The organism is Streptomyces sp. NPDC002088 (assembly GCF_040296605.1).
Classification (GTDB): domain Bacteria; phylum Actinomycetota; class Actinomycetes; order Streptomycetales; family Streptomycetaceae; genus Streptomyces.
On the sequence record NZ_JBEOXO010000001.1, the window covers coordinates 298,671 to 321,940 of the forward strand.

General features: G+C 72.8%; 14 protein-coding genes and 1 pseudogene. 9 read left to right on the top strand and 6 right to left on the bottom strand.

Going from position 1 to position 23,270, the window contains the following annotated elements; all coding sequences use genetic code 11:
* Positions 1-18: 18 nt before the first annotated feature.
* The 3 genes from ABT114_RS01370 to ABT114_RS01380 form a co-directional block, all read right to left on the bottom strand.
* Positions 19-1,113, bottom strand: a complete 1,095-nt coding sequence (locus ABT114_RS01370) for a mechanosensitive ion channel family protein (RefSeq protein WP_351137289.1) — start codon at positions 1,111-1,113, stop codon at positions 19-21.
* Positions 1,114-1,331: 218 nt separating this feature from the next.
* Positions 1,332-2,918, bottom strand: coding sequence for an amino acid permease (locus ABT114_RS01375; RefSeq protein WP_351137291.1), 1,587 nt, complete (start codon positions 2,916-2,918; stop codon positions 1,332-1,334).
* A 37-nt stretch (positions 2,919-2,955) separates the two neighbouring features.
* Complete coding sequence (locus tag ABT114_RS01380; protein WP_351137293.1) at positions 2,956-3,939, bottom strand: hypothetical protein; 984 nt, start codon at positions 3,937-3,939, stop codon at positions 2,956-2,958.
* 323 nt (positions 3,940-4,262) lie between these two features.
* On the opposite strand from ABT114_RS01380, the gene ABT114_RS01385 reads away from it, so the two are divergent.
* The 3 genes from ABT114_RS01385 to ABT114_RS01395 all read left to right on the top strand — a co-directional run bounded on the left by ABT114_RS01385 (position 4,263) and on the right by ABT114_RS01395 (position 8,432).
* On the top strand, positions 4,263-5,702 hold the full coding sequence (locus ABT114_RS01385) for an FGGY family carbohydrate kinase (RefSeq protein ID WP_351137295.1): 1,440 nt from the start codon (positions 4,263-4,265) through the stop codon (positions 5,700-5,702).
* A gap of 106 nt (positions 5,703-5,808) precedes the next feature.
* On the top strand, positions 5,809-7,212 hold the full coding sequence (locus tag ABT114_RS01390; protein WP_351137297.1) for an FAD-dependent oxidoreductase: 1,404 nt from the start codon (positions 5,809-5,811) through the stop codon (positions 7,210-7,212).
* On the top strand, positions 7,209-8,432 hold the full coding sequence (locus ABT114_RS01395) for an NAD(P)/FAD-dependent oxidoreductase (protein WP_351137299.1): 1,224 nt from the start codon (positions 7,209-7,211) through the stop codon (positions 8,430-8,432). Before ABT114_RS01390 ends, ABT114_RS01395 begins: the two co-directional genes overlap by 4 nt.
* A gap of 25 nt (positions 8,433-8,457) precedes the next feature.
* On the opposite strand, the gene ABT114_RS01400 is transcribed toward ABT114_RS01395, so the two are convergent.
* Positions 8,458-9,222, bottom strand: coding sequence for a crotonase/enoyl-CoA hydratase family protein (locus ABT114_RS01400; RefSeq protein ID WP_351137301.1), 765 nt, complete (start codon positions 9,220-9,222; stop codon positions 8,458-8,460).
* A gap of 107 nt (positions 9,223-9,329) precedes the next feature.
* On the opposite strand from ABT114_RS01400, the pseudogene ABT114_RS01405 reads away from it, so the two are divergent.
* A pseudogene (locus tag ABT114_RS01405) lies at positions 9,330-10,007 on the top strand (SDR family oxidoreductase); the annotation flags it as partial.
* Positions 10,008-10,034: 27 nt separating this feature from the next.
* Here the strand turns inward: ABT114_RS01405 and ABT114_RS01410 are convergent.
* Complete coding sequence (locus tag ABT114_RS01410) at positions 10,035-11,060, bottom strand: lysylphosphatidylglycerol synthase transmembrane domain-containing protein (RefSeq protein WP_502986719.1); 1,026 nt, start codon at positions 11,058-11,060, stop codon at positions 10,035-10,037.
* A gap of 78 nt (positions 11,061-11,138) precedes the next feature.
* Here ABT114_RS01410 and ABT114_RS01415 point away from each other — a divergent pair, with 78 nt between their 5' ends.
* Entirely contained in the window at positions 11,139-13,058 is a 1,920-nt protein-coding gene (locus tag ABT114_RS01415) for an ABC transporter ATP-binding protein (RefSeq protein ID WP_351138179.1), read from the top strand.
* Positions 13,059-13,427: 369 nt separating this feature from the next.
* Here ABT114_RS01415 and ABT114_RS01420 read toward each other — a convergent pair whose 3' ends face one another.
* Positions 13,428-14,510, bottom strand: coding sequence for a DNA polymerase III subunit beta family protein (locus ABT114_RS01420; protein WP_351137305.1), 1,083 nt, complete (start codon positions 14,508-14,510; stop codon positions 13,428-13,430).
* A gap of 253 nt (positions 14,511-14,763) precedes the next feature.
* On the opposite strand from ABT114_RS01420, the gene ABT114_RS01425 reads away from it, so the two are divergent.
* The 4 genes from ABT114_RS01425 to ABT114_RS01440 are packed head-to-tail and all read left to right on the top strand — an operon-like array spanning position 14,764 to position 23,184.
* The gene (locus ABT114_RS01425) at positions 14,764-16,392 is read left to right on the top strand and encodes a TIGR02677 family protein (protein ID WP_351137307.1); all 1,629 of its coding nucleotides are present in this window, start codon (positions 14,764-14,766) and stop codon (positions 16,390-16,392) included.
* Positions 16,392-17,723 (top strand): TIGR02678 family protein, encoded by a 1,332-nt coding sequence (locus ABT114_RS01430; protein WP_351137309.1) that lies wholly within the window; start codon positions 16,392-16,394, stop codon positions 17,721-17,723. Before ABT114_RS01425 ends, ABT114_RS01430 begins: the two co-directional genes overlap by 1 nt.
* Positions 17,720-21,886 (top strand): TIGR02680 family protein, encoded by a 4,167-nt coding sequence (locus ABT114_RS01435; RefSeq protein WP_351137311.1) that lies wholly within the window; start codon positions 17,720-17,722, stop codon positions 21,884-21,886. Before ABT114_RS01430 ends, ABT114_RS01435 begins: the two co-directional genes overlap by 4 nt.
* Positions 21,883-23,184, top strand: a complete 1,302-nt coding sequence (locus ABT114_RS01440) for a TIGR02679 family protein (protein WP_351137313.1) — start codon at positions 21,883-21,885, stop codon at positions 23,182-23,184. The genes ABT114_RS01435 and ABT114_RS01440 overlap by 4 nt, the downstream gene beginning before the upstream one ends.
* Positions 23,185-23,270: the final 86 nt, after the last annotated feature.

A 23,270-nucleotide genomic window follows, 5' to 3' on the forward strand; every position in this document is an offset into this window, starting at 1 on the left:
GCCTCGAGCGGACGGGGCTCAGTCGAAGCGGACGGAGGGCACCTCGTCCGCCTCCTCCGCGGTGCGCTGCTGCGGAATCACCACCGACCCCTGCTGCAACGCCACCGTCCGCGTCGGCGCCGGAATCCGGATGCCCTCCTGGCGGTAGCGCTGGTGCAGGCGCTTGATGAACTCGTGCTTGATCCGGTACTGGTCGCTGAACTCGCCCACGCCCAGGATCACCGTGAAGCCGATGCGCGAGTCGCCGAAGGTGTGGAAGCGCACCGCCGGCTCGTGGTCCGGCAGGGCGCCGGTGATCCCGGTCATCACCTCGGCGACCACCTCGGTGGTCACCCGCTCGACATGCTCGAGGTCGCTGTCGTAGGCGACGCCGACCTGGACCAGGACGGTCAGCTGCTGCTCGGGACGCGTGTAGTTGGTCATGTTCGTCTTCGCCAGCTGTCCGTTGGGGATGACGACCAGGTTGTTGGAGAGCTGGCGCACCGTCGTCTGGCGCCAGTTGATGTCGACGACATACCCCTCCTCGCCGCTGCTCAGCCGGATGTAGTCGCCGGGCTGGACGGTCTTGGAGGCGAGGATGTGGATGCCGGCGAAGAGGTTGGCCAGGGTGTCCTGCAACGCGAGCGCGACGGCCAGACCGCCGACGCCCAGGGCGGTGAGCAGCGGCGCTATGGAGATGCCCAGTGTCTGGAGCACCACCAGGAAGCCGATCGCCAGCACCAGCACCCGGGTGATGTTGACGAAGATCGTGGCCGATCCGGCGACGCCGGATCGGGACTGGGTGACCGACTGCACCAGGCCGGCGATCACCCGCGCCGCCGACAGCGTCACGACGAAGATGAGCAGCACGGTCAGGGACTGGTTGACGTGCCGCTGCACCGATCGGGTGAGGGGCAGCACCGCGGCCGCGGCGGCGGCGCCGCCCGCGATCGCGGCCCACGGGACGACGGTCCGCAGGGCGTCCACGACCACGTCGTCGCCGCTCCAGCGGGTGCGTTTGGCGTGCTTGGCCAGCCAGCGCAGCAGCGTGCGCGACAGGAAGGCCGCCAACAGGCCCGCCGCCAGGGCGATTCCGGCGAGGATCAGGTCGTCGAGAGTCACTGCGCGGTTCACCTGTCACCTCCGGAGGGACGATCTGCGGCGTGAGTCGCCGCGGACGGCCGGATGTGAAGTCTCGTCACGTTGTCACCTGCTCGATTCCGGGATGTGCGGTCGCGCCGCCCGCACCTTGCTCGGGGGTGGCGCGACCGCTCATCCTGCCGTATCGGGCACAGGAGTTCGTACCGGGCCCGGCGGGAGACCGCGCAGCTCAGGCCATTCCCGGACCGATCTCAGACGATTCCCTCGGCCAGTTCGGCCTGTTCCTGGTCGGAGCCGTACGCGGCGGTCGTGGGTGTCCCGTACGAACGGCGGGCGACGAACCACCACACGGTGGCGAGGACCAGTACGACGGCAAGGGCCACGGACGCGTAGTTCATCGTGTCCACCGTCACCGGCGACGCCTGCGGCAGGCAGAACAGCACCGTCACACAGGCCACCCACACCACCGCGATCCAGCCGATCGGCCTGCTCCACTTGCCCAGGTGCCAGGGACCCGGCTGAAAACGGTCGCCCGCGCGCAGCCGCAGCAGGACGGGGATGGCGTACGCGGGGGTGATGCCGATGACGTTGATGGCCGTGACCGCGCCGTACGCGGTCGCCGAGTACAGCGACGGCAGCGCGAGGAGGCAGGCGACCACCACCGACAGCCACACGGCGGCGACCGGGGTCTGCGTGCGGCTGCTGACCCGGCGCCAGAGGTCGGACCCGGGCAGGGCCTTGTCCCGGCTGAACGCGAACACCATCCGGCTGGCCGCGGCGACCTCGGCGTTCCCGCAGAACAGCTGGGCGATGATGACGACGATCAGCAGGGCGCTCGCGCCGTCCGTGCCGAGGCCGTCGAGCAGGATCTGCGCGGGCGGCACCCCGGTGTCACTGGCCCGGGTGGCGTCGTAGTCCTGGATGGCGAAGGTGAGACCGGCGAGCAGGACGAAGCCCGCGAGCCACGACACCCAGATGGAGCGGACGATGCCGCGTGCCGCCGAGACCGAGGCGTTGGAGGTCTCCTCCGACAGGTGGGCCGAGGCGTCGTAGCCGGAGAAGGTGTACTGGGCGAGCAGCAGGCCGACCGCGGCCACGTACACGGGGTTGTCCCAGCCGGTGTCGTTGACGAATTTCGCGAACACGAAGGACGGCGACTGGTGGTGGTCGGGGACGATCGCCAGCGCGCCGACTATGACCGCGACGCCGGCCAGGTGCCACCAGACGCTGATCGAGTTGAGCACGCTGACCAGCCGGACGCCGAACAGGTTCAGCACGGCGTGCAGCAGCAGGATCGCGACGAAGATCAGCATCGTCTTGCCGGGCGTCGGTTCGAAGCCCCACTGGAGGTTGGCGAAGGCGCCGGCGAACAGGGCGGCGCCGTAGTCGATGCCGGCGATCGCGCCGAGCAGGCCGAGCAGATTCAGCCAGCCCGTGTACCAGCCCCAGCGGCGGCCACCGAGCCGGTCGGCCATGTAGTACAGGGCGCCGGACGTCGGATACGCGCTGGTGACCTCGGCCAGCGCGAGCCCCACGCACAGCACGAACAGGCCGACGCCGGCCCAGCCCCACAGCATCACGGCGGGGCCGCCGGCGCCCATGCCGAAGCCGTAGAGGGTCATGCAGCCGGACAGGATCGAGATCACCGAGAAGCTGATCGCGAAGTTGCCGAAGCCGCCCATACGGCGTGCGAGCACCGGCCGGTAGCCGAGCTCACGCAGGCGCTGTTCCTCGTCGCGCGGACTCTCCGGGAAGCTCCCGGGGGAACTCTCCAGGGGGCTTTCTCGGGAGTCCTCCAGGGAAGGGGACGGATCGGACGGATCAGAGGTGCGGGACATGCGGAACCTCCGGAGGGAGACGGGCGGTTGGGGGGCGTCAGTGGGGGTCGTGCGCGGCAGTCCGGGAGCGCGCCCGGGCCTGGAGGAAGACCTCCACGGCCCGGTCGCGGTCCGCGGTGCGGTACGTCCAGGGCACGGGTGTGTAGTACGGCCCGAGCGCCTCGAACACCCGGGCGGCATCCCGGAACCGGAGCGCGCCCCACAGGGCGTGCGCCAGATGGTTGAGGTCCAGCGGGGAGCGCTCGTCGGCGCCGGTCCGCTCGAACCAGGAGAGCAGCGCCCGCCGTGCCTCACGGGTGGCGTCCTCCGCCACCCAGTGCAGGTCCAGGGCGGCGTCGCGCCCGCCGCCGCGCCGGTAACGCTCGGCCCGGACGTACAGCGGCAGGAGGTGCAGCGGGGAGCCCGGCGGTGCCGCGTCGGCGGTCCGGTGGGCGTAGCCGGTCGCCTCGGCCAGCCGCTCCGAGGCCGCGTGCGTGTACAGGAACTGCAGCATGCGGTGGTGGGCCTCGCGGTTGTACGGGTCGCGTTTGTCGGCCTCGGCGAGCAGGCCCCACGGGCCCGGCGGCAGCGTCGGTTCGGGCGCCGCCACCCGGTGCTCGTCCCACAGCAGCCGCCGGTCCAGTTGCGCGAGCGACAGCAGGCACACCCAGGGCACGGGGTCCTGCGGAGCGGAGTCGGCGGCGGTCCGGCTGGCGTCCCAGGCCTCGATCCACAGCTCGTGGGCACGGCGGTGGCCCTCGCGGTGCGCTCGCAGCGCCCGTTCGACGGCGACCCTGGCGTGCATCACCGCGGCCGGGACGCTGGACGGCTCCTCGGCGAGCCAGGCCCGCACCACGTCGGTGCCGGCGGCCGCGGTGGCCAGCACCTGGGTGCGCTGCGTCCACTGCCACCACGCCGTGGTCTCGGCGAGCAGCCCGCGCATCGACATCCACCGCCCGGTGCGCAGTTCCTGGAGGGCGGCGCGCAACGCGGAGTCGTGGCCTGCGGGATCGTAGGCGGGTCGGGCTCCTTCTCTGGCCATCAGCCGCGCGCCCCCGGACGAGGGCAGGGCAGGACGGCAGGGTGGAGTAACAACAGCCCTCCTCTGGGCGGCAGTCGAGGAGATCGCGCCGGGACGGCGGTCACTATAGAGGCGGCGGTTCCGCATCACCCACGCTTTCCCGATCATCTCGAACTTCGTTATGTATGAAGTGAGTTGACTGTCCCTCAGCCAACGAACGGCGAGGTGGAACCCGCGGCGGACGTCGCTTGACGCGGTACGGGCGGCGGCGGCAGGCTGTCGGACTGTGATCACTTGAGTCACTCGGGTCACTTGGGTCGCTTGGGCCACTTGGGAGGGGCGCGATGACAGGTCCGGTGCTCGCCGTCGACCAGGGCACGTCCGGCACCAAGGCGCTGGTGATCTGTCCCGAACGCGGCGTCATCGGCACCGGGTTCACCGCCGTGCACCCCCGCCATCTGCCCGGCGGTCTGGTCGAGGTCGACCCCGGCGAGCTCTACGGCTCGGTGGTCCAGGCCGGGACGCGCGCCCTGGCCGAGGCGGGTGAACCCGTCATGGCGCTCGGCCTCGCCAACCAGGGTGAGACCGTGCTCGCCTGGGACCCCGCGAGCGGCCGTCCGCTGACCGACGCGCTCGTCTGGCAGGATCGCCGAGCCGAGAGCGTCTGCGCCGAACTCACCCCGCACGCAGACGAGTTACGCGATCTCACCGGCCTTCCCCTCGATCCTTACTTCGCCGCACCCAAGATGGCCTGGATACGACGTCACCTCACCTCCGAGGGAGTCGTCACCACCAGCGACTCCTGGCTCGTCCACCGCCTCACCGGCGCCTACGTCACCGACGCCGCCACCGCCGGCCGCACCCAGCTCCTCGACCTCGACCACGCCACCTGGTCGCCCCGCGCCCTCGACCTGTACGGGCTGTCCGGCGAACGCCTCCCGGACGTCGTCGACAACGCCACCTCCGTCGGCACCACCACCGCCTTCGGCCCCGAGATCCCGCTCACCGGCCTCGTCGTCGACCAGCAGGCCGCCCTGCTCGCCCAGCGCGTCACCGCGCCCGGCGGTGCCAAGTGCACTTACGGGACCGGCGCGTTCCTCCTCGCCCACACCGGCGACACCCCCAGGCGCGGCACCTCCGGACTGGTCAGCTGCGTCGCCTGGCGGCTGGCCGGACGCACCGGCTACTGCCTCGACGGCCAGGTCTACACGGCCGCCTCCGCTGTCCGCTGGCTCGCCGACCTCGGCGTCATCACCGGCGCCGCCGACCTCGACCGCGTGGGCGGCGCCGTCCCCGACAGCGGCGGTGTCACCTTCGTACCGGCGCTGGCCGGCCTCGCCGCACCCTGGTGGCGCGGCGATGTGCGCGGCTCGCTCACCGGACTCGGCCTCGACACCGGCCCGGGGCACGTGGTGCGCGCCCTGTGCGAGGGCCTCGCCGCCCAGGTCACCGAACTCGCCGACGCCGCCGCGGCCGACCAGGGCGCCCCACTGACGGGACTGCGCGTCGACGGCGGCCTGACCCGCTCGGCCCTCCTCATGCAGACCCAGGCCGACCTGCTGCAACGCCCCGTCGAGGTCTCCCCGCTCCCCGACGCGACCGCCCTCGGCGCGGGCACCCTGGCCCGCCTCGGCGCCACCCCCGGTCTGACGGTCGCCCAGGCCCTGCCGGACTGGAAGCCCGCCGCCGTCTACGAGCCCCGCATCACGCCCGACGAGGCGGCCGAACGCCGCGCTTCCTTCCGTACCGCCGTGACCGCCCTCCTCGACGGGGCGCCCGCATGACGGTCACCGGGGGAGGTGCGCTGCCTGCGGCGGCGTACGACGCGACTGCCGAAGACCTCGCCGCCTTTCGCGCCGCCGTGACCGCCCTCCTCGACGGGGCGCCCGCATGACGGTCACCGCGCAAGGGGCGCTGCCCTCGACGGCGTACGACGTGGTGGTCGTCGGTGCAGGAGTCGTCGGCTGTGCGATCGCCCGGGAACTCGCTCGCCGTCCCGGGCTGCGCGTCGCCCTCGTCGAGGCTCAGGACGACGTCGGCCAGGGCACCTCCAAGGCCAACACCGCGATCCTGCACACCGGTTTCGACGCCGCTCCCGGCTCCCTGGAGGCCCGCCTCGTCCGCGAGGGCGCACGGCTGCTGACCGCGTACGCCGCCGAGTCCGGCATCCCCCTCGAACCGGTCGGGGCGCTCCTCGTCGCCTGGGACGAGGAACAGCTCGCCGCCCTGCCCAGCCTCGTGCACAAGGCCGAGCGCAACGGCTACCGCGCCGCCCGTCTGCTGGACCCCGCCGAGCTGTACGACCGTGAGCCGCACCTCGGCCCCGGCGCGCTGGGTGCCCTGCACGTGCCCGGCGAGAGCATCATCTGCCCCTGGACGACGACCCTGGCGTACGCCACCCAGGCGGTCCGGCACGGGGTCGACCTGCACCTCAACTCCCTGGTGCAGCAGACAAGTCGGCAAGGCGGCATCCATGTCCTCACCACCACCCGGGGTGAGGTGCGCGCCCGCCGGCTGGTCAACGCGGCCGGTCTGCACTCCGACACCCTCGACCGCCGGCTCGGCCACCACGACTTCACCGTCACCCCGCGCCGCGGCCAGCTCGTCGTCTTCGACAAGCCCGCCCGCGACCTGGTCCGCCACATCCTGCTGCCCGTCCCCACGGCACTCGGCAAGGGCGTCCTGGTCGCCCCCACGGTGTACGGCAATGTGCTCCTCGGCCCCACGGCGGAGGACCTGGACGACAAGCAGGCCACCGGTTCGACCGCCGAAGGGCTCGCCCGACTGCTCGAGAAGGGCCACCGCATCCTGCCGGAGCTGCCGGACGAGGAGGTCACCGCCGTCTACGCGGGCCTGCGCGCCGCCACCGAGCACGAGGACTACCGCATCTCCGCGCACCCCGGGCAGGCGTACGTCACCGTCGGCGGCATCCGCTCCACCGGACTGACGGCGTCCCTCGCCATCGCCGCGCACGTCGTCGAACTGCTCACCGCCGACGGACTCGACCCGGCCCCGGTGCGCGACCTGGAGCCGGTCCGCATGCCCAACCTCGGCGAGACGTTCCCGCGCCCCTACCAGCGGCCCGAACTCATCGCCGCCGACCCGGAGTACGGCCGCCTCGTCTGCCACTGCGAACGCGTCTCACACGGCGAGATCCGCGACGCCCTCACCGCCACGATCCCCCCGCACACCCTCGACGGACTGCGCCGCCGCACCCGCGCCCGGGCGGGCCGCTGCCAGGGGTTCTACTGCGGGGCGACGGTACGGGCGCTGTTCGAGGAGGCCCGGACATGACGGCCGTACGCCACGTCGACGTCCTCGTCGTCGGGGCCGGCCCCGCAGGACTCGCGGCCGCGGCCCGCCTCGGTGCCGCGGGCGCGGGCCGGGTCGAGGTGCTGGACCGGGAGCAGCAGGCCGGGGGAATACCCCGCCACTGCGCGCACGGTGGCTACGGCACCCTGCTGCACCCGCTGACCGGTCCCGAGTACGCCCGCCTGCTGGTCACTGCGGCGGAACAGGTCGGAGCGGCCGTCCGCACCGGTGTGACGGCCCTCGACTGGGCGGGACCGCTGTCCCTGCACACCATCAGTCCCGGTGGCCCGGAGACGATCAGCGCCCGCGCGGTCGTCCTGGCCACCGGCGCCCGCGAACGGCCGCGCGCCGCACGGCTGGTGCCGGGCACCCGGCCGGCCGGCGTGTACACCACCGGGGAACTCCAGCAGGCGGTTCACCTGTACAGGCAGCACATCGGCACGCGCGCGGTGGTGGTGGGCGCGGAGGACGTCTCCTACGCGGCTGCCGACACCGTACGGGCCGCCGGAGCCTTGGTCGTCGCGATGCTCACCGACCTGCCATGCGCCCAGACGGGCGAGGCACGTGCCCTGGACGCCCGGCTCCGGCGCCGTGTTCCCCTGCTGACCGACACCGAGGTCACCGAACTCGTCGGCCACGGACGTCTGTCCGGCGTCCGTGTCCGCCACCGTGACGGCCGTACGACCACGCTCGCCTGCGACACGGTCGTCTTCACCGGCGACTTCGTCCCCGACCACGAACTGGCCCGGCGCGGCGGACTGCTGCTGGACCCAGGCACCCGCGGCCCCGCCGTCGACGGCGCGCTGCACACCTCGCGGCCCGGCGTGTTCGCCGTCGGCAGCGTGCTGCACGCCGTGGAGAGCGCGGCCACGGCGGCCCGTGAGGGCGCGCACGCGGCGACCGCGATCCAGCGGTGGCTGGCGACGGGAGACCGGCCGGAGAGCGTCCCCCTGCTCCTGACCCCGCCCCTGCGCTGGATCGCCCCGAACCGCGTCACCCCGGCCGACCACACCCCGTACGTCCTGCGCACCTCGGCCGTACTCACGCGCCCGGTCCTGCACGTCACCCAGAACGACCGCCTCCTGCACACCGAACGGCTGCGCACGCGTACGGCTTTGCCGAACCGCACTCTGACCCTGACCACCCGCTGGGCCCGGCGGGTCGATCCGAAGGGCGGTCCGGTGCGGGTGACGCTCGCCTGACCGTGCGCCGGCGGCACACGGCGGTTCACAGGTCGCCGAACGACCCGTGCCGTCCCGCACCATCGGCGAACCGTGCAGCGCCCTCCAGCGCCTCCTCCAACGCGCTCGCGCCGTAACGGAGTTCGCCCGCCATGGCCGCGGCCTCGTCCAGTCCCTCCTGGTCGAGGACGGAGGCCCGGTCACCGCGCAGGCACGCCTGGGGGAAGCGGGCGATCGTCGCGGCCAGCTCCTCGGCCTCGGCGCGGGCGGTGCCGGTGGCGACCACACGGTTCGCGAGCCCCATGTCGTACGCCTCGCGGGCCGGGACCGGGCGGCCCGTCAGGATCATGTCCAGGGCGCGGCTCGTGCCGATCAGCCGGGGCAGGCGTACCGTGCCGCCGTCGATGAGAGGCACACCCCAGCGGCGGCAGAACACCCCGAAGACCGCGTCCTCCTCGGCGACCCGCAGGTCGCACCAGAGCGCCAGTTCCAGGCCCCCGGCCACGGCGTGCCCGGCGACGGCGGCGATCACCGGCTTGGACAGCCGCATCCGGGTCGGTCCCATCGGGCCGTCGCCGTCCTCGGCGACCCGGTTGCCGCGCCCGCCCCCCATCGCCTTGAGGTCGGCGCCCGCGCAGAACGTACCGCCCTCGCCCCACAGCACCGCCACCCGCGCCTCGTCGTCCGCCTCGAACTCGCGGAACGCGGTGGCGAGTTCGGCGGCCGTCGGGCCGTCCACGGCGTTACGGACCTCGGGGCGGGAGAGGACGACAGTGGTGACGTGTCCCTGGCGCTCTGTCCGGATCGGCATGGCGGGATCCCCTTCTGCGCGACAAGATCGTTTAAGACGAGTTACTCACAGGAGTTTCTGATGGCAGTCCGACACACCGGCGGTACGCAGACGCCGTCCGTCGCCGGGTCACCGGCGCCAACCGCGGCATCGGCTACGAGGTGGTACGGCAGCTCGCGGACCGCGGCGACCACCACGTGGTCCTGGGATCCCGAGACCTGGACACGGGCAAGGCTGCCGCCCAGCGTATCGACCCCGGCGGCCGGCGGGTGACCGCCGTGCAACTCGACGTCGCCGACGACGCGAGCGTCGCAGCCATGGCCGACTGGATGACCCGCAACCTCGGCCGTACCGACGTCGTCGTCAACAACGCGGCCATCCTCTACGACACCTGGGCCCAGGCCCGGTCGGCCGACCTCGACGAGGCCCACCGAGCCCTGGAGACCAACCTCTTCGGCGCCTGGCGGGTCACCCAGGCGCTGCTGCCGCTGCTCCGGCGCAGCCCCCACCCCCGGGTGGCCAACGTCAGCAGCGAGAGCGGCTCCCTGGCGGGGATGACCGGCGGCACCCCCGCCCACAGCGTCTCCAAGGCCGCGCTCAACGCCCTCACCCGGCTCCTCGCCGGCGAGCTGACCCGACACGGGGTACTCGTCAACGCCGTCTGCCCGGGCTGGACCGACACGGACATGGCCCACGGCGGCCGGCCCGTCCCCGAGGGCGCCGCGGGTGTCGTCCGGGCGGCCACGCTCCCCGACGACGGCCCGAGCGGAGGCTTCTTCCGGGACGGCAAGCCCCTGCCCTGGTGACGGCCGGGCGCACCGCAGACACCAGGTTCAGATCACCTTCAGCCGCACCAGCGCCCCCAGCGTCAACGCCCCCGGCAGCAACGGCAGCCACACCGTGATGATCCGGTACGCGAGGACCACCGCCGTGGCCACCGCCACCGGACCGCCCGCCGCCACCAGCGCCACGACCAGGGCCGCCTCGACCGAGCCGAGGCCGCCCGGCGTGGGCACCAGCGCCACGGCGACGGTCGCCGCGAGATACGCCACCGCGATGTGCGCGGGCGGCACCGGCAGCCCCAGCGCCTGCCCCACCGCCGCCAGACCGGCGGCCTGGAGCGCGGGGAACGCCAGCGAACCGCCCCACAGGGCGAACGCCCGCGCCGGACGGGCGTGCACCGAGCGTGCCTCGCCCAGCGCGGTGCGCAGGAAGGAGCACACGGCCGTACGCAGCCGCCGTACGACCGCGAGCACCACCGCGGCCACGCTCACGGCGGCCCCGACGGCGTACAGCAGCGGCCCGAGCGCCCCCTGCGGCAGCAGGCTGCCGATCCGCAGCGCGTCCGGGAAGGCGACGAGCAGGGCGGCCAGCAGGCCCAGCCGGCCCACGCACTCGGCGAGCATGTACAACGCGAGGGCGGCCGAGGAGCGGGCCAGCGGCACCCCGCACACCGTCATGAAGCGCAGGTTGACGGCGCTCGCGCCCAGCCCGGTGGGCAGCAGGTGGTTGGCCGCGCCCGCCGCGAACTGGGTGGCGAGCAGCCGCCGTCTCGGCAGCCGCTCGACGACCGCGCCCTGCCGGGTGAAGGCCGCGGCGACCCAGGTCAGACAGGTCGCACCGGCCGCGGCCAGCAGCCAGGGCCACTCGGCGCTCCTCAGTTGGCCGAAGCCCTCGGCGAGCACCGACCGGTGCTGGACCGCGACCGCGGTGAGGAGCAGGAGCGGGAGCAGGCACAGGAGCTTGCGGGCCGGGACACGTCTCACATCGGGAGAGGGTTTCCGTACCACGTCAACGCCGGGTTGCGGCAGCGGGGACGTCGGCTTACGGACGGGAAGCGACTGGGGAGGAAGGGTCATCGGGTCCTTCGTCTGCGCGAAAGTCGGCCGGACATTGACCTCAACGAAGCTTGAGGTTCTAAGTTCTCTTTCATGAGCATGGAAACCACCGCCTGGACGCAGCTGTACAGCGTCATGCACGCCCAGCAGGAAAGCCGCCCCTACGCCCGCGCGACACTGCGCCGCATCGGCGCGTTCGCCCGCCCGCACCGCCGCCGCATCGCGCTGTTCGTCCTGCTCGGAGTGGTGACCGCACTGCTTGCCGTGGCGACACCGGTTCTGGCCGGACGCGTCGTGGACGCGATCGTGTCGAAGGGCGACGAGGGCACGGTTGTCCGGCTCGCCCTGCTCATCGCGCTCATCGCGGTGCTGGAGGCCGCGCTCGGCATCCTCGGCAGACGGCTGTCGGCGACGCTCGGCGAGGGACTCATCCTCGATCTGCGGACGGCTGTGTTCGATCATGTGCAGCGGATGCCGGTCGCGTTCTTCACACGCACTCGTACGGGAGCGCTCGTCTCCCGTCTCAACAACGACGTCATCGGCGCCCAGCGCGCGTTCAGCAACACGCTCTCCGGAGTGGTCAGCAACCTGGTCACGCTGCTGCTCACCCTCGCCGTCATGCTCACCCTGTCCTGGCAGATCACCCTGCTCGCCCTCGTGCTGCTCCCCGTGTTCGTGCTGCCCGCCCGGCGCATGGGCAGCCGCATGGCCCGTATGCAGCGGGAGGCGGCGGCGCTCAACGCGGCCATGGGCACCCGGATGACCGAACGCTTCTCCGCCCCCGGCGCCACCCTCGTCAAGCTCTTCGGGCGCCCGGAGGAGGAGTCCGCGGAGTTCGCGGCCCGCGCCGGCCTCGTCCGGGACATCGGCGTCCGCACGGCCACCGCCCAGTCGGTGTTCATGACCGCCCTCACGCTGGTCTCGGCCCTCGCCCTGGCCCTCGTCTACGGCCTCGGCGGCTGGTACGCCCTGCGCGGCACCCTGGAGCCGGGCGCGGTCGTCTCCCTGGCCCTGCTGCTGACCCGCCTCTACGCCCCGCTCACCGCGCTCGCCGGGGCCCGCGTCGAGGTGATGAGTGCGCTCGTCAGCTTCGAGCGGGTCTTCGAGGTGCTCGACCTCAAGCCGCTCATCGAGGACAAGGCCGACGCCCGCCGGGTGCCCGACGGCCCGGTCGCCGTCGAGTTCGACGACGTCCGCTTCGGCTACCCCTCCGCCGACAAGGTCTCCCTGGCATCCCTGGAGGAGGTCGCGTCGCTGGACACCCGCGGCGGCGCCGAGGTCCTGCACGGCGTCTCCTTCCGCGCCGAACCCGGCCAGACGATCGCCCTCGTCGGCTCCTCCGGCGCCGGCAAGTCCACGATCGCGCAGCTCCTCCCGCGTCTGTACGACGTCGACGAGGGCGCCGTACGCCTCGGCGGCGTCGACGTCCGCGACCTCAGCGCCGCCTCCCTGCGCGGCACCCTCGGCATGGTCACCCAGGACGGCCACCTCTTCCACGACTCGGTCCGGGCCAACCTGCTGCTGGCCCGCCCCACCGCCACCGAGGACGAACTGTGGGACGCCCTGCGCCGCGCCCGCCTCGACGACCTCGTACGCTCCCTGCCCGACAGCCTCGACACGGTCGTCGGCGAACGCGGCTACCGCCTCTCCGGCGGCGAACGCCAGCGCATGACCATCGCCCGCCTGCTCCTCGCCCGCCAGCGCGTCGTCATCCTCGACGAGGCCACCGCCCACCTCGACAACACCTCGGAAGCGGCCGTCCAGGAGGCACTCACCGAGGCCCTGGCCGACCGCACCGCGATCGTGATCGCCCACCGCCTGTCCACCGTGCGCGCGGCGGACCTGATCCTGGTGATCGAGTCCGGCCACATCGTGGAACGCGGCACACACGAGGAACTCCTGGCGGCCGACGGCCGCTACGCGGAGCTGTACCGCACCCAGTTCGCACAGCGCGGCGGCGACGGCGCAACGGAGATCGCGGCGATGGAGATCACGGAGGCGGCGGAGGCGGTCGCGTAGTCGGAGGAGGGCGCCGCGTAGTTGAAGATGGGACGCCCGCCGTACCTTGGCGGGCGTCTGCACGCACCCGTTCCGGGTCGTGACCTACCGTCACCCTCCAACTGACGCTGCGCTTGAGCAGCACCAGACGCGGCGCCCTCCTGGCCCGCCGGCTCGCCGTCCAGCAGTTCACCGAGTGGACGGGACTCCCGCACGGCTCCGACCCGCCTCGTACCGTCGCCCTCGTCACGGCCGAGCTCGCGTCCAACGCGATCCGCCCCGGCAGCCTAGGCCTTCGCGAGGGCACTCGTACGGCACGAGGTGCCGTGACACCGGCGCGGGACTGGGACAGGCGGATGGAGAAAAGGACCAAACCGGCCTGTGCGGAGACTAGTTCTCCAGGCGGACCGGCATCAGGATCGAGAAATTGTCCTCGTCGTCGGGACGGCGGACAGCGATCGGTGCCGTGGGAGCGCCCAGCTCCAGGACCAACTCGTCCCGGGCTCCGGCGGCGAGCGCGTGCAGCAGGAACTCGCGGTTGACGGCGACGTTGTTCTGGTCGTCGTCACCGTCGTCGCACACGATCACGGTCCCGTTCTCCGTCACCCTGAGCACGCTGAGGGCCTGGGGCTCGTCGTCCTGCTTGCGCGTCTCGCCCGCGCGGACGGGACCGGTCTCCAGCACCTTCCGGAAGACCACCGTATCGATGTGGGCCCGGTGACCGGCCGGGAGGTGGACAAGGCGACGGTAGTCGGGGAACTCGTGGCCGAGGCTCTGCCCGGCCGTCTGCCGATCCCCGGTCTCGAGCGTGACGCGGTCACCGTCCACCGTGAGCCGGACAGGTTCCTCGCCGGTCAGCAAGGCCCGCATCGCGTCGGCGAGCGGAAGAGGCACGACGGTCTGCACGCGAGAGCCGCCGTGCCCTGTCGCACGGGCCCGCGCGACGGCCATCCGGTACCGGTCGGTGGCCACGATGTGGAGTCCTTCGCCCTCGATGTCGAACAGGATCCCGCCGAGCATCGGCAGCTCCGCGTCGGTACCGGCAGCGAAACGGACCGCGTCCAGCGCGGCGGCCAACTCCGTCGCGGGGACGGACAGCTGGGTGGTGGCGGTGTGGAGCGAGGCCATGGGGTTCTCCCTGCGGTCGAGTAGAGCTCGGAGCGTGGAGAACTCACTGCGGGCATCGGACAACCCCAGTTCGAGACGGCGCAGATGCGCCTCGAGGAGACCCCGTACCAGGTCCGTGTCCGCGCTGGACCAGCCGGCCAGGACGAGTCGAATGTCCGCCAGAGGCATGCCTGCCCGGCGCAGACGGGCCAGCAACCGAGCCTCCTCCAGCTGCTCGGGCTCGTACCAGCGGTAGCCGCTGACCGGGTCCACCCAGGCGGGGACCAGCACACCGGCCCGGTCGTAGAACCGGAGCGCACTCACGCTCAGTCCGCCGTCCCGGGCCATCTCCCCAATGCTGTGCATCTCGTTCTCCACACCCGGAACTCTGGCCCCTCGACAAGGTCGAGGGTCAACCTCGACCATTTCCGCCACGGCACAGCGAGAGTACGGCCAGGCGCTTCCCACGCTCTCGCGCTCGCTCACGAACTCAGTCGACGATCCACTCTTCACGGCCAGGCGATCGTCAAATCGGGCAACAAGTAGATTCGTCCCCCATGGTGGCCGGTTTTCCCCGACTCTCTCCGGAGTGTCAGTGGTGGTCCGTACGCTCGGCGGTATGAAGGGGGACGAACTGCACGAGGAACTTGCCGATCAGGGGCGCGGCACCGAGACCTGGGACCGGCTGAGCGCATACGCCTATCTCAGTGCGCCCGAACGCCTGGAGTACGTCGCGGTGATGCGGGTGTTCTGCGGCACACTGCTCGCGGATCTGGCCGTACCCGACGTGCTCGCCAAGCTGGCCCAGGCGGGCAGTCCGGGCAACCCGGCGGCAGTGCTCGACGCGGAGACCCTCACCGCCCGGCTCGAACAGCTCGTGCGCTGGGGCAACCTGCTGCGCAGCACGCACACGGTCAGGGCGAGCAGTATCGCCGAGTACCAGCGCTCCCGGTCCCGCTACCAGCTGTCCAAGCTGGGAGAGCGGGTGCAGCGCGACGCGGACGAGGTGCTGGCCGGAGCGGACGCCGCGCGCGAGGTCAGCAGCGAGCTGCTCACGCTCGTCGACCGGGGCCTGCGCGAGATCGCCGCCATGGCAGCCGCGCCGGGCGGGGCGGACCCGCAGCAGGCGCTGGAGAAGATCAGCACCCTCTTCGTACAGTTCGCCGAATTCGCCGAGTCGGTAAGGGACTTCTACGCCTACCTGGGCCAAGTGCTCGCCCGTTACGACCTCGACGGAGCCGAGTACCAGGGGTTCAAGGAGCTGCTGCTCGACTACGTGGAGGCGATCACCGAGGACGTGTCCTTCCGCGCCCCGCGCATCGCCGCACACCTGCGGGCGATCTGGCCCCACCTGCCCACTCTGCTGAGCCGCATCGACGCACACGCGGCAGGCCTCGGAGCACTGTCCGGCGCGCTGCCCGAGACGCGCGTGCAGCGCAGCCGGGGGCGGGACCTGACGGACTGGCAGGGACTGCGCGACTGGTTCGCCGACAGTGAAGGGCACGGCAGCCAGGTCGACCAGCTCCGGGACGCGACCCTGCGCGCCCTGCAGTCGCTGCTCGCCAACGCCAAGCGGATGCTGCGTTCGGCGTCCGGAGAGATGTCCCGCCGCAAGGACCTGCTCAGGCTCGCGGCCTGGTTCGACGCCGCGGAACCCGAGGAGGCCCACGACATCGCGGTCGCCGCCTTCGGGCTGTACGGAGCACGGCATCTGGGGGTGGCGCCGGATCCCGACCTTTCCGTACCGGCGTACGTGAGCTGGTGGACCGGACCCGTCGTGGACGTACCGGTGGCGTTGCGCGAGCGCGGCAGCCGGGCTCCGCGCGGGCGGGCCGCGGCGGTGGAGGACCACGGCGAGCAGAAGCGCCGTCTCATGGAGCAGGCGCGCGAACAGGCCGCTGCCCGCCAGGCCGCGGCCGCCGAACTACGCAGCGCCTCCGGCCGGTTCGATCAGGTCAGATTGGGTTCAGCGGCCATGCGACTGCTGCTGGAACTCCTCACCACCGCCCTCGGCAACGCCCAACTGCACAAGGGCGACAAGAGCGACAGGGGCGACAGGGCCGCCGGTGACTTCCTGCTCGACGGCGCGCAGGTGAGCGACGCCGACCTGGGCATCAGGCTGACCGCGTGGCGCACTCCGGGCCGGCACACACTCCTGCGCTCCGTGGACGGCGACCTGACGGCGGACGACCTCACCCTGGCCGTCGAGAGCGCCTCGCAGCCCGCCGCTGAGGAGGCGAGCGCCTGATGACCCTGCCCTCCGCGCACGACGTCGCACTCGCCGCCGAGCGACGCACCGCAGCCCGCCTGCTGCTGGCCCACCCCCTGGTCACCAGCGACGGCCCGTACAACGACACCTTCCCGCTGATCCGGCGCCACGCCGACTGGCTGGCCCAGCGCTTCCAGCAGGTGTTCGGCTACCGACTCCTGGTCGAAGCGTCGTACGCCCGCCTGTTCAAGGCGGGCCTCGGCCCCGGCTCGGGCCACCGCCTGGAGCGGCCGTCCACCGGCACACCGTTCACCCCACGGACGTACGCCTGCCTGGCTCTGGCCCTGTCAGTCCTCGTCACCGCCCCGGAACAGCTCCTGCTCTCCCAGCTCGTCGCCGACCTGCGGGCCGCGGCCGTGGACGCCGGGATCGAGATCAGCGACACCGGGCGGCAGGCGGAACGCCGCACGCTCGCCGCCGCCCTGCGGCAACTCGTCGACTGGGGCGTCCTGGCGGAAACCGAGGGCCACGTCGCGGCCGTCGCCGAGGAGCGGGGTGGTGAGGCGCTGCTGACCGTGGACCGCGAGATCGCCCGCGCGGTCGTGGCCGGCCCGCTGGCCCAGAGCCGCGACGGAGCGGATCTCGTACGCCGCGCCGCCGACCCCGGCTTCGGCGGCCCGCGTACGTACGTCCGCAGGCGCCTCGTCGAGACTCCCGTCGTCCACCTCGACGACCTCACCGGCGCCGAGCGCGAATGGCTGCGGACCCGGCAGCGGCGCGAGTCCCAGGCCTTCTCCGAACTGCTGGGTCTGGAGGCCGAGATCCGCGCCGAGGGCATCGCCCTCGTCGACCCGGACGACGAACTCACCGATCTGCACCTGCCCGGCACCGGCACGGTCGCCCAGGCCGCGCTGCTGCTGGTGGAGCGGCTGGTCGGCCGACTGCGCCCGGAGGATCCGGGCCACCCCGCGGTCGGCGGGCGGCTGGTCATCGGCGTGCCCGTCCCGGACGGGCTGCTGCCCGAACTGCTCGACGAGCTGATCGAGGAGTACGGCCGGCGCGGCAACTGGCAGCGCGGCCTCCTGGAGGACCGGGACGGGCTGCTCACCGCCGTACTCGACCTCCTTGTCCGGATGCGCCTGGTGGCGCCCGCCGGTCCGGTACGCGCCGACGGCCACGGCCTGCCCGAGGGATACGAGGACGCCGCGCCGGACGGCCGGCCCGTCACGGACGTCTCGGGCGCCCGCGGGCCGGACGGTGGCGGTTGGGTGCTGCTCGCCGCGGCCGCCCGGTTCGCCACCACGGTGGCCGTCAAGTCCCGTACCGAACAGTCCGCAGCGGACCACATCACTCAGGAGCCGCCCTGGTGAACAGCCTCCCGTCCCCGCACCGTCACCGCCTGCACCGCGCCGGCATCCGGAACGTCTGGCAGTACGACGAGCAGGAGTTCTCCTTCGGCGACGGCCGTCTGCTGCTGCGCGGCAAGAACGGCGCGGGCAAGTCCAAGGCCCTGGAGATGCTGCTGCCGTACCTCCTCGACGGGGATGCCCGTGCCCTGGACGCCACCGGCACGGGCCGGACCACCCTCCTGTGGCTGATGCTCGACGGCTTCGAGCAGACCAACCGACTGGGCTATCTGTGGGTGGAGTTCGTGCGGACGGACGAGGAGGGGAACGACCGCCACCTCACCCTCGGGGCGGCCGTCCGCGCCTCCCGGTCGACCAGGACGGCCAAGCCGTTCTTCTTCGTCACCCCGAAGCGGGTGGGCGAGGAGCTGCATCTGGCCCCCGCAGGCCAGCCGCTTCCCGTCGACCAGCTCAAGTCGCTCATCGGCGCGGAGAACGTCACCGACCGCGCGGTGGAGCACCGGGCCCGGGTCGCCCGCCAGTTGTTCGGCCTCGCCGACCCGGCGCGCTACCGCAACCTGCTCCACCTGCTGCACCGTCTGCGCCGCCCCACCATCGGCGACCGCATCGACTCCGGCGGCCTGGTCTCCGTCCTCGCGGAGACGCTGCCCGCGCTCGACGACGAGATCGTGGAGACGGTGGCCCGCAACCTCGACGATCTGGACGCCGTACGGACCGACCTCGGGCGTCTGGAACGGACCGACGAAGCACTGCGGACCTTCCTCAAGGGCTACCGCGGCTATCTGCACGGAGTGCTGCGCCGCCGGGCCGGTCAGGTGAGCGGGGAACTGGAACGGCTGGCGGAGCACCGGCGTGCGGCGGGCGAGGCGGCGAAGAAGGCGGCGCAGCTCCGCACGAGCGAGGACGAACTCGCCGCCCGCCTCGAAGCCCTCGAGGCGGAGCAGGAGGCGGCCGAGACGGACCTCGCCGCCCTGCACGACAGTGCCGCCTACCGCGGCCTGAAGGAACTGGCGGAGAGACGCGCCACGGTGACCGCCCTGCACAGCGCGGCGGCGACCGCCTTCAAAGCCCTGCGCCAGGCCCACAGCAGCCTGGAAGAGGCAGGACGGCGTCTCACCGACGACGGCGGAAGGTTCAGCGAGGAGTTGGCGGAACTCGCAACGGCGTACGGCGAGTTGCTGCGGGAGGCGGAGCGGTCCGGGCTCGACCCCGTGCACTTGGGAGAGCCGACGGTGGTTCCGGTCACCCCGGTCGCGGCCGCAGCGGCGGTCGAACTGACGGCTCCGGACGGCGACTTCCACTTCGTCCGCCACAGCGAGGTGCTGGCCCTCGACACGGAGGCCTGTGCGGGCGCCCTGCACAGCTGGGACACCCAACTGGAGGCCGCGGGGCCGGTGATCAGGAACCGTGCCCGAGCCGTGACCGAGCTGATCGCGCTCATGGAGCAGTCGCGCCGGGCCCAGCGAGAGGCGAGCGAGGCCGATGCCGCCCGGGAGCGCCTGGAGGAGCAGGCGGAAGAGGCACGTTCGCGGGTCGGACGCCGCCGGGAGGACACGGCGCGCGAGGGGGTGGCGTACTCCGACGCCGTCCGGACCTGGACCGAGCGACTGCAGAGCCTCACCGGCGTGTCCCTCGACAGCGTGCGCGCCCTGACCGCTCACGACCCCGCGGAGGGCCCGCTGCCCGCCCACACCCCCGACGAGGTGGCCGACACCGCCCGGTCGGCCGTCGACCCGTGGTTGGCGGAACTCGGCGAGCAGCGTGACGCCCGCGCTGTGACGATCCGCGAGCTGGCCGCCGAACAGGACCGCCTGCGGCGTGAGCGAAACGACTGGGAACGCCGCACCGACCCCGCGCCCCCGCCCCCGCCCCACCGCGAAGCACCCCGCACACCCGGCACCGGCGCACCCCTGTACCGCCTCGTCGACTTCGCGGAGGACGTGGAGGCGGCGGTCCGGGCAGGCCTGGAAGCCGCACTCGAAGCCAGCGGCCTGCTCGACGCATGGATGTGCGCCGACGGCACCGTCCTGGACCCGGCCACCCGGGACACCCTCCTCACCCCCGGCGTACCACCTGCCGGACCCACGCTCGCCGAGGTACTGCGCCCGGTCGCGGCGCCGGACAGCGGAGTGACGGCCGAGCAGGTCGAGAGCGCGCTGCGGGCGGTGGCCCTGGTCACCGAGGTGGGCCCGGGTACGACGGCGGACTCCGCGGTCGGCACCGACGGTTCCTGGCAGCTGGGCGTCGTCCGCGGACGCCACACCAAGCAGACCGCCGAGTACGTCGGCGCCCAGGTGCGCGCCGAGACCCGCCGCCGGGCCCTGGCCGAACTCGACCGGCAACTCGCCGCCGTACAGGAGAGGTTGACCGAGCAGGAGAGCGGTCTGCGGATCCTGACGGAGCACCGCAGGCAGGTGGCCGACACCCTGAGCCACCCGCCCACGGCCCGCCGGCTGACCGACGCGTGGGCCCGCGCGGCCGAGGCCGAGCGCACCGCACAGGTGCTGGCCGGCAAGGCGTCCGGGGCCGCCCGCGAGGCGGAGCAGGCGCGCGCCCGCGCGGTAGCCGCCCGGCGTGACACCGAGGCGACCGCGAGCGCGAACGACCTCCCGGTCGACCCGAACGCACTCGACTCCGTACGTCTCGCCCTCGACCGCCTCGGCACGGGCACGGAACGACTGCGCCGACGCCTGCGCGCGGTCGCCTCCTCGGCCGACGGCCATCGCCAGGGCCGCGAGGGCTACGAGCGCGCTCTGACGTCCTGCCGGGAAGCGGAGTCCGACTACGCCGAGCCGCTCGCCCGTCTGGACGCCGCCCGCCGCACGGTCCGGGGCCTCGAGGAGGCCCTGGGTGCGACAGAGCAGGAGATCCTCGCCCGCGAGGACGAGTCGAAGCGCCGCCTGGAGGCTGTGCGGCGCCAGCTCCCCGGCGTTCAGCGGGACATGAGCGCGGCGCACGATGATCGGGTGCGCGCGGAGGAGGACGAGAGGGTACGGCGCGAGGCGCTGGCCACGCAGGAGGGCGAGGCGCTCGCGAGCGGCAGGCGACTGCGTGCGGGGCTGTCCCTGCCAGGCGTGAGCAGAGGCGCGGGCCTGGACAGTCCGACGGACGGCGGGGCCGACTCCACAGCGGACGACCCACGCGACCGCACCAAGGCGCTGCGCCGACTGGTGGAGTCCGTGCAGGGCCGCCTGGACACGGAGCGACGCGACATCTCGGACACCACGCTCCTCAACCGTCACACGGAGCTACGCGACCAGCTTTCCGGAGGCTACGACGCCACGCTCGAGGAGCACGACGGCATCAAGGTCTGCCGCCTCGTCGACGACCACGGACCGCACGACATCGCCGCGGTGGGCGAGCGCATCGCCGCCCAGGCGGCCGAGGCCCGCGAACGGCTGACGGAACGCGAGCGCGAGGTGTTCCAGCGATTCCTGACGGGAGAGCTGGGTGACCACTTGTCGACCCAGGTGCTGGCCGCGGGCGCCCTGGTGGCCGCCCTGAACGCCACCCTGTCCACGGTCCGCACCTCGCACGGCCTGGGCGTCACGCTCGACTGGAAGCTGGCCGACGGCGTGGAAGCCGACGTCAAGGCGGCCGTCGACCTCCTGCGCAGCCCCTCGGGACTGCGCACCCGCGCCCAGTCCGAGCAGCTCCGCGACGTACTCCAGCGCCGCATCGAGGACGCCCGCCGCGCCGACCCGGGCGCGGGCTACGCGGCCCACCTGCGCACCGCCCTCGACTACCGCGACTGGTTCACCTTCACCCCCTGGGTCGTGAACGACGCCGCCCCCGGCAGCCGCCGTAAACTCTCCGGCCGCACAGGGCTCAGCCAGGGCGAGCAACGCGTCCTGTCGTACCTGGTCCTCTTCGCCGCCGCGGCCGCCCACTTCACGAGCCTCGCGGAGTCGGCCCCGCACGCGCCCCGCCTGATCCTCCTGGACGACGCGTTCGCCAAGGTCGACGAGCCCACCCACGCTCGCCTCGGCCGCATCCTGGTCGACCTGGACCTGGACTTCGTCCTCACCAGCGAACGCCTCATCGGCAACTGGCCCGACGTGCCGTCGCTGCACATCTACGAGTGCCTGCGCGACCCACACGTACGAGGCGTGGCGACGCTGCACTACACGTGGAACGGACGGCACAGGAGGCTGATGCCGGTATGAGGGGGCCCGAGCGAGCCGACGAACATCCCCCGGACACCGACACCCTCGCGTTTCTCACCCGGCCCGGTCTCACCCGCCTCTGGGCGGCGGCCCGCACCCGTCTCGAACGCAACGGCCTCCAACCAGCCGGAAGCATCAGACTCGAGCACCTGGACGCACGCGAGCGCGAGGCCCTGTCCCTCCTTCTGGCCAGGCCGATCACCGCCCCCACCGCCACGATCCGCCTGCCGGACCTGGACACCCGCCTGCGCGCCAGCGCGGTCGGCCGAGGCCTCGCCGCGACCCTGACGGAACTGGGCCCGCCCCTGACCGACCGCCGTGCGGCCCGCGACGCGGCGGCGGCCGAACGCACCCGCCTGTGGTCCGCGGCGGAAGCGGTCTTGGCCGGCACGCCGCTGGCCGACCAGCCCTGGGCCCGCCGGTGGCTGGAGGAGATACGGCGGAGCGGCACACTCACCCGCCCGTCACCCGGCCCTGCGCTCACCACCGTGAGCCAGGCCATCCAGACCCTCGGGACCCTCTTCCCCGGCAAGGGGCCCGACCCCACGCCCGCCACCTGGGGCCGCGGCGAACTCGCCACCCGCACCACGGGCTCGGCCCACGGTCTGGACGACGGCACCCTGCTGGCCCGACTGGTCCTGCGCGGCATCGCCCTGGCCCGGGGTGTCGAGTTCCCGACCGACGCCCCGGGCCGCCGCGCCCTGTGGCGCCGGGCCTCGGTCACTCCCGACGAGGTCTCCAGCACGGTCCTGACCTATGGCCTTCGCCCGACCGGCGGCACGTGGCAGGAGACGACTCTGTGCGAACGCGCCGACCACCGCCTGGAGACGCATCTGACCCTGCGCGAACTACGCACCCTGCGCCTGCGGCTGCCCCCGCGAACCCGCGTCCACGTCTGCGAGAACCCGCGTGTCGTGGAGGCCGCAGCGGACGCCGGCTGCACCGCGCCATTGATCTGTACCTCGGGCAGCGCGACGACGGTCGTCCTCACCCTCCTGGACGCGCTGGCCGCAGCCGACTGTGTCTTCGCCTACCACGGCGACTTCGACTGGGCAGGGATCGCCCTGGCCAACCGCGTCGTGGGCCGGTACGAGGCGACGACGCCCTGGCGCATGACAGCCGCCGACTACGAGTACCTCGCAGCACGTACGCAGCTACAGGGAGCCCCGCATCTGCCTCTCACCGGTACTCCCGTCGAGGCCTGCTGGGACTCCGAACTGGCGTCCGCCATGGAGATCCTGGGCATCGCCCTGCACGAGGAGTCAGCCTTGGACCTTCTCATGAGTGACTTGGCGTAAGGGGCTCGTCATGCTCACGTGACAGTGCTCTCAGCGCGACCTGGCGCACCGTTTCGTACGAACCGGGTTATGGAACCGAAAGCGGT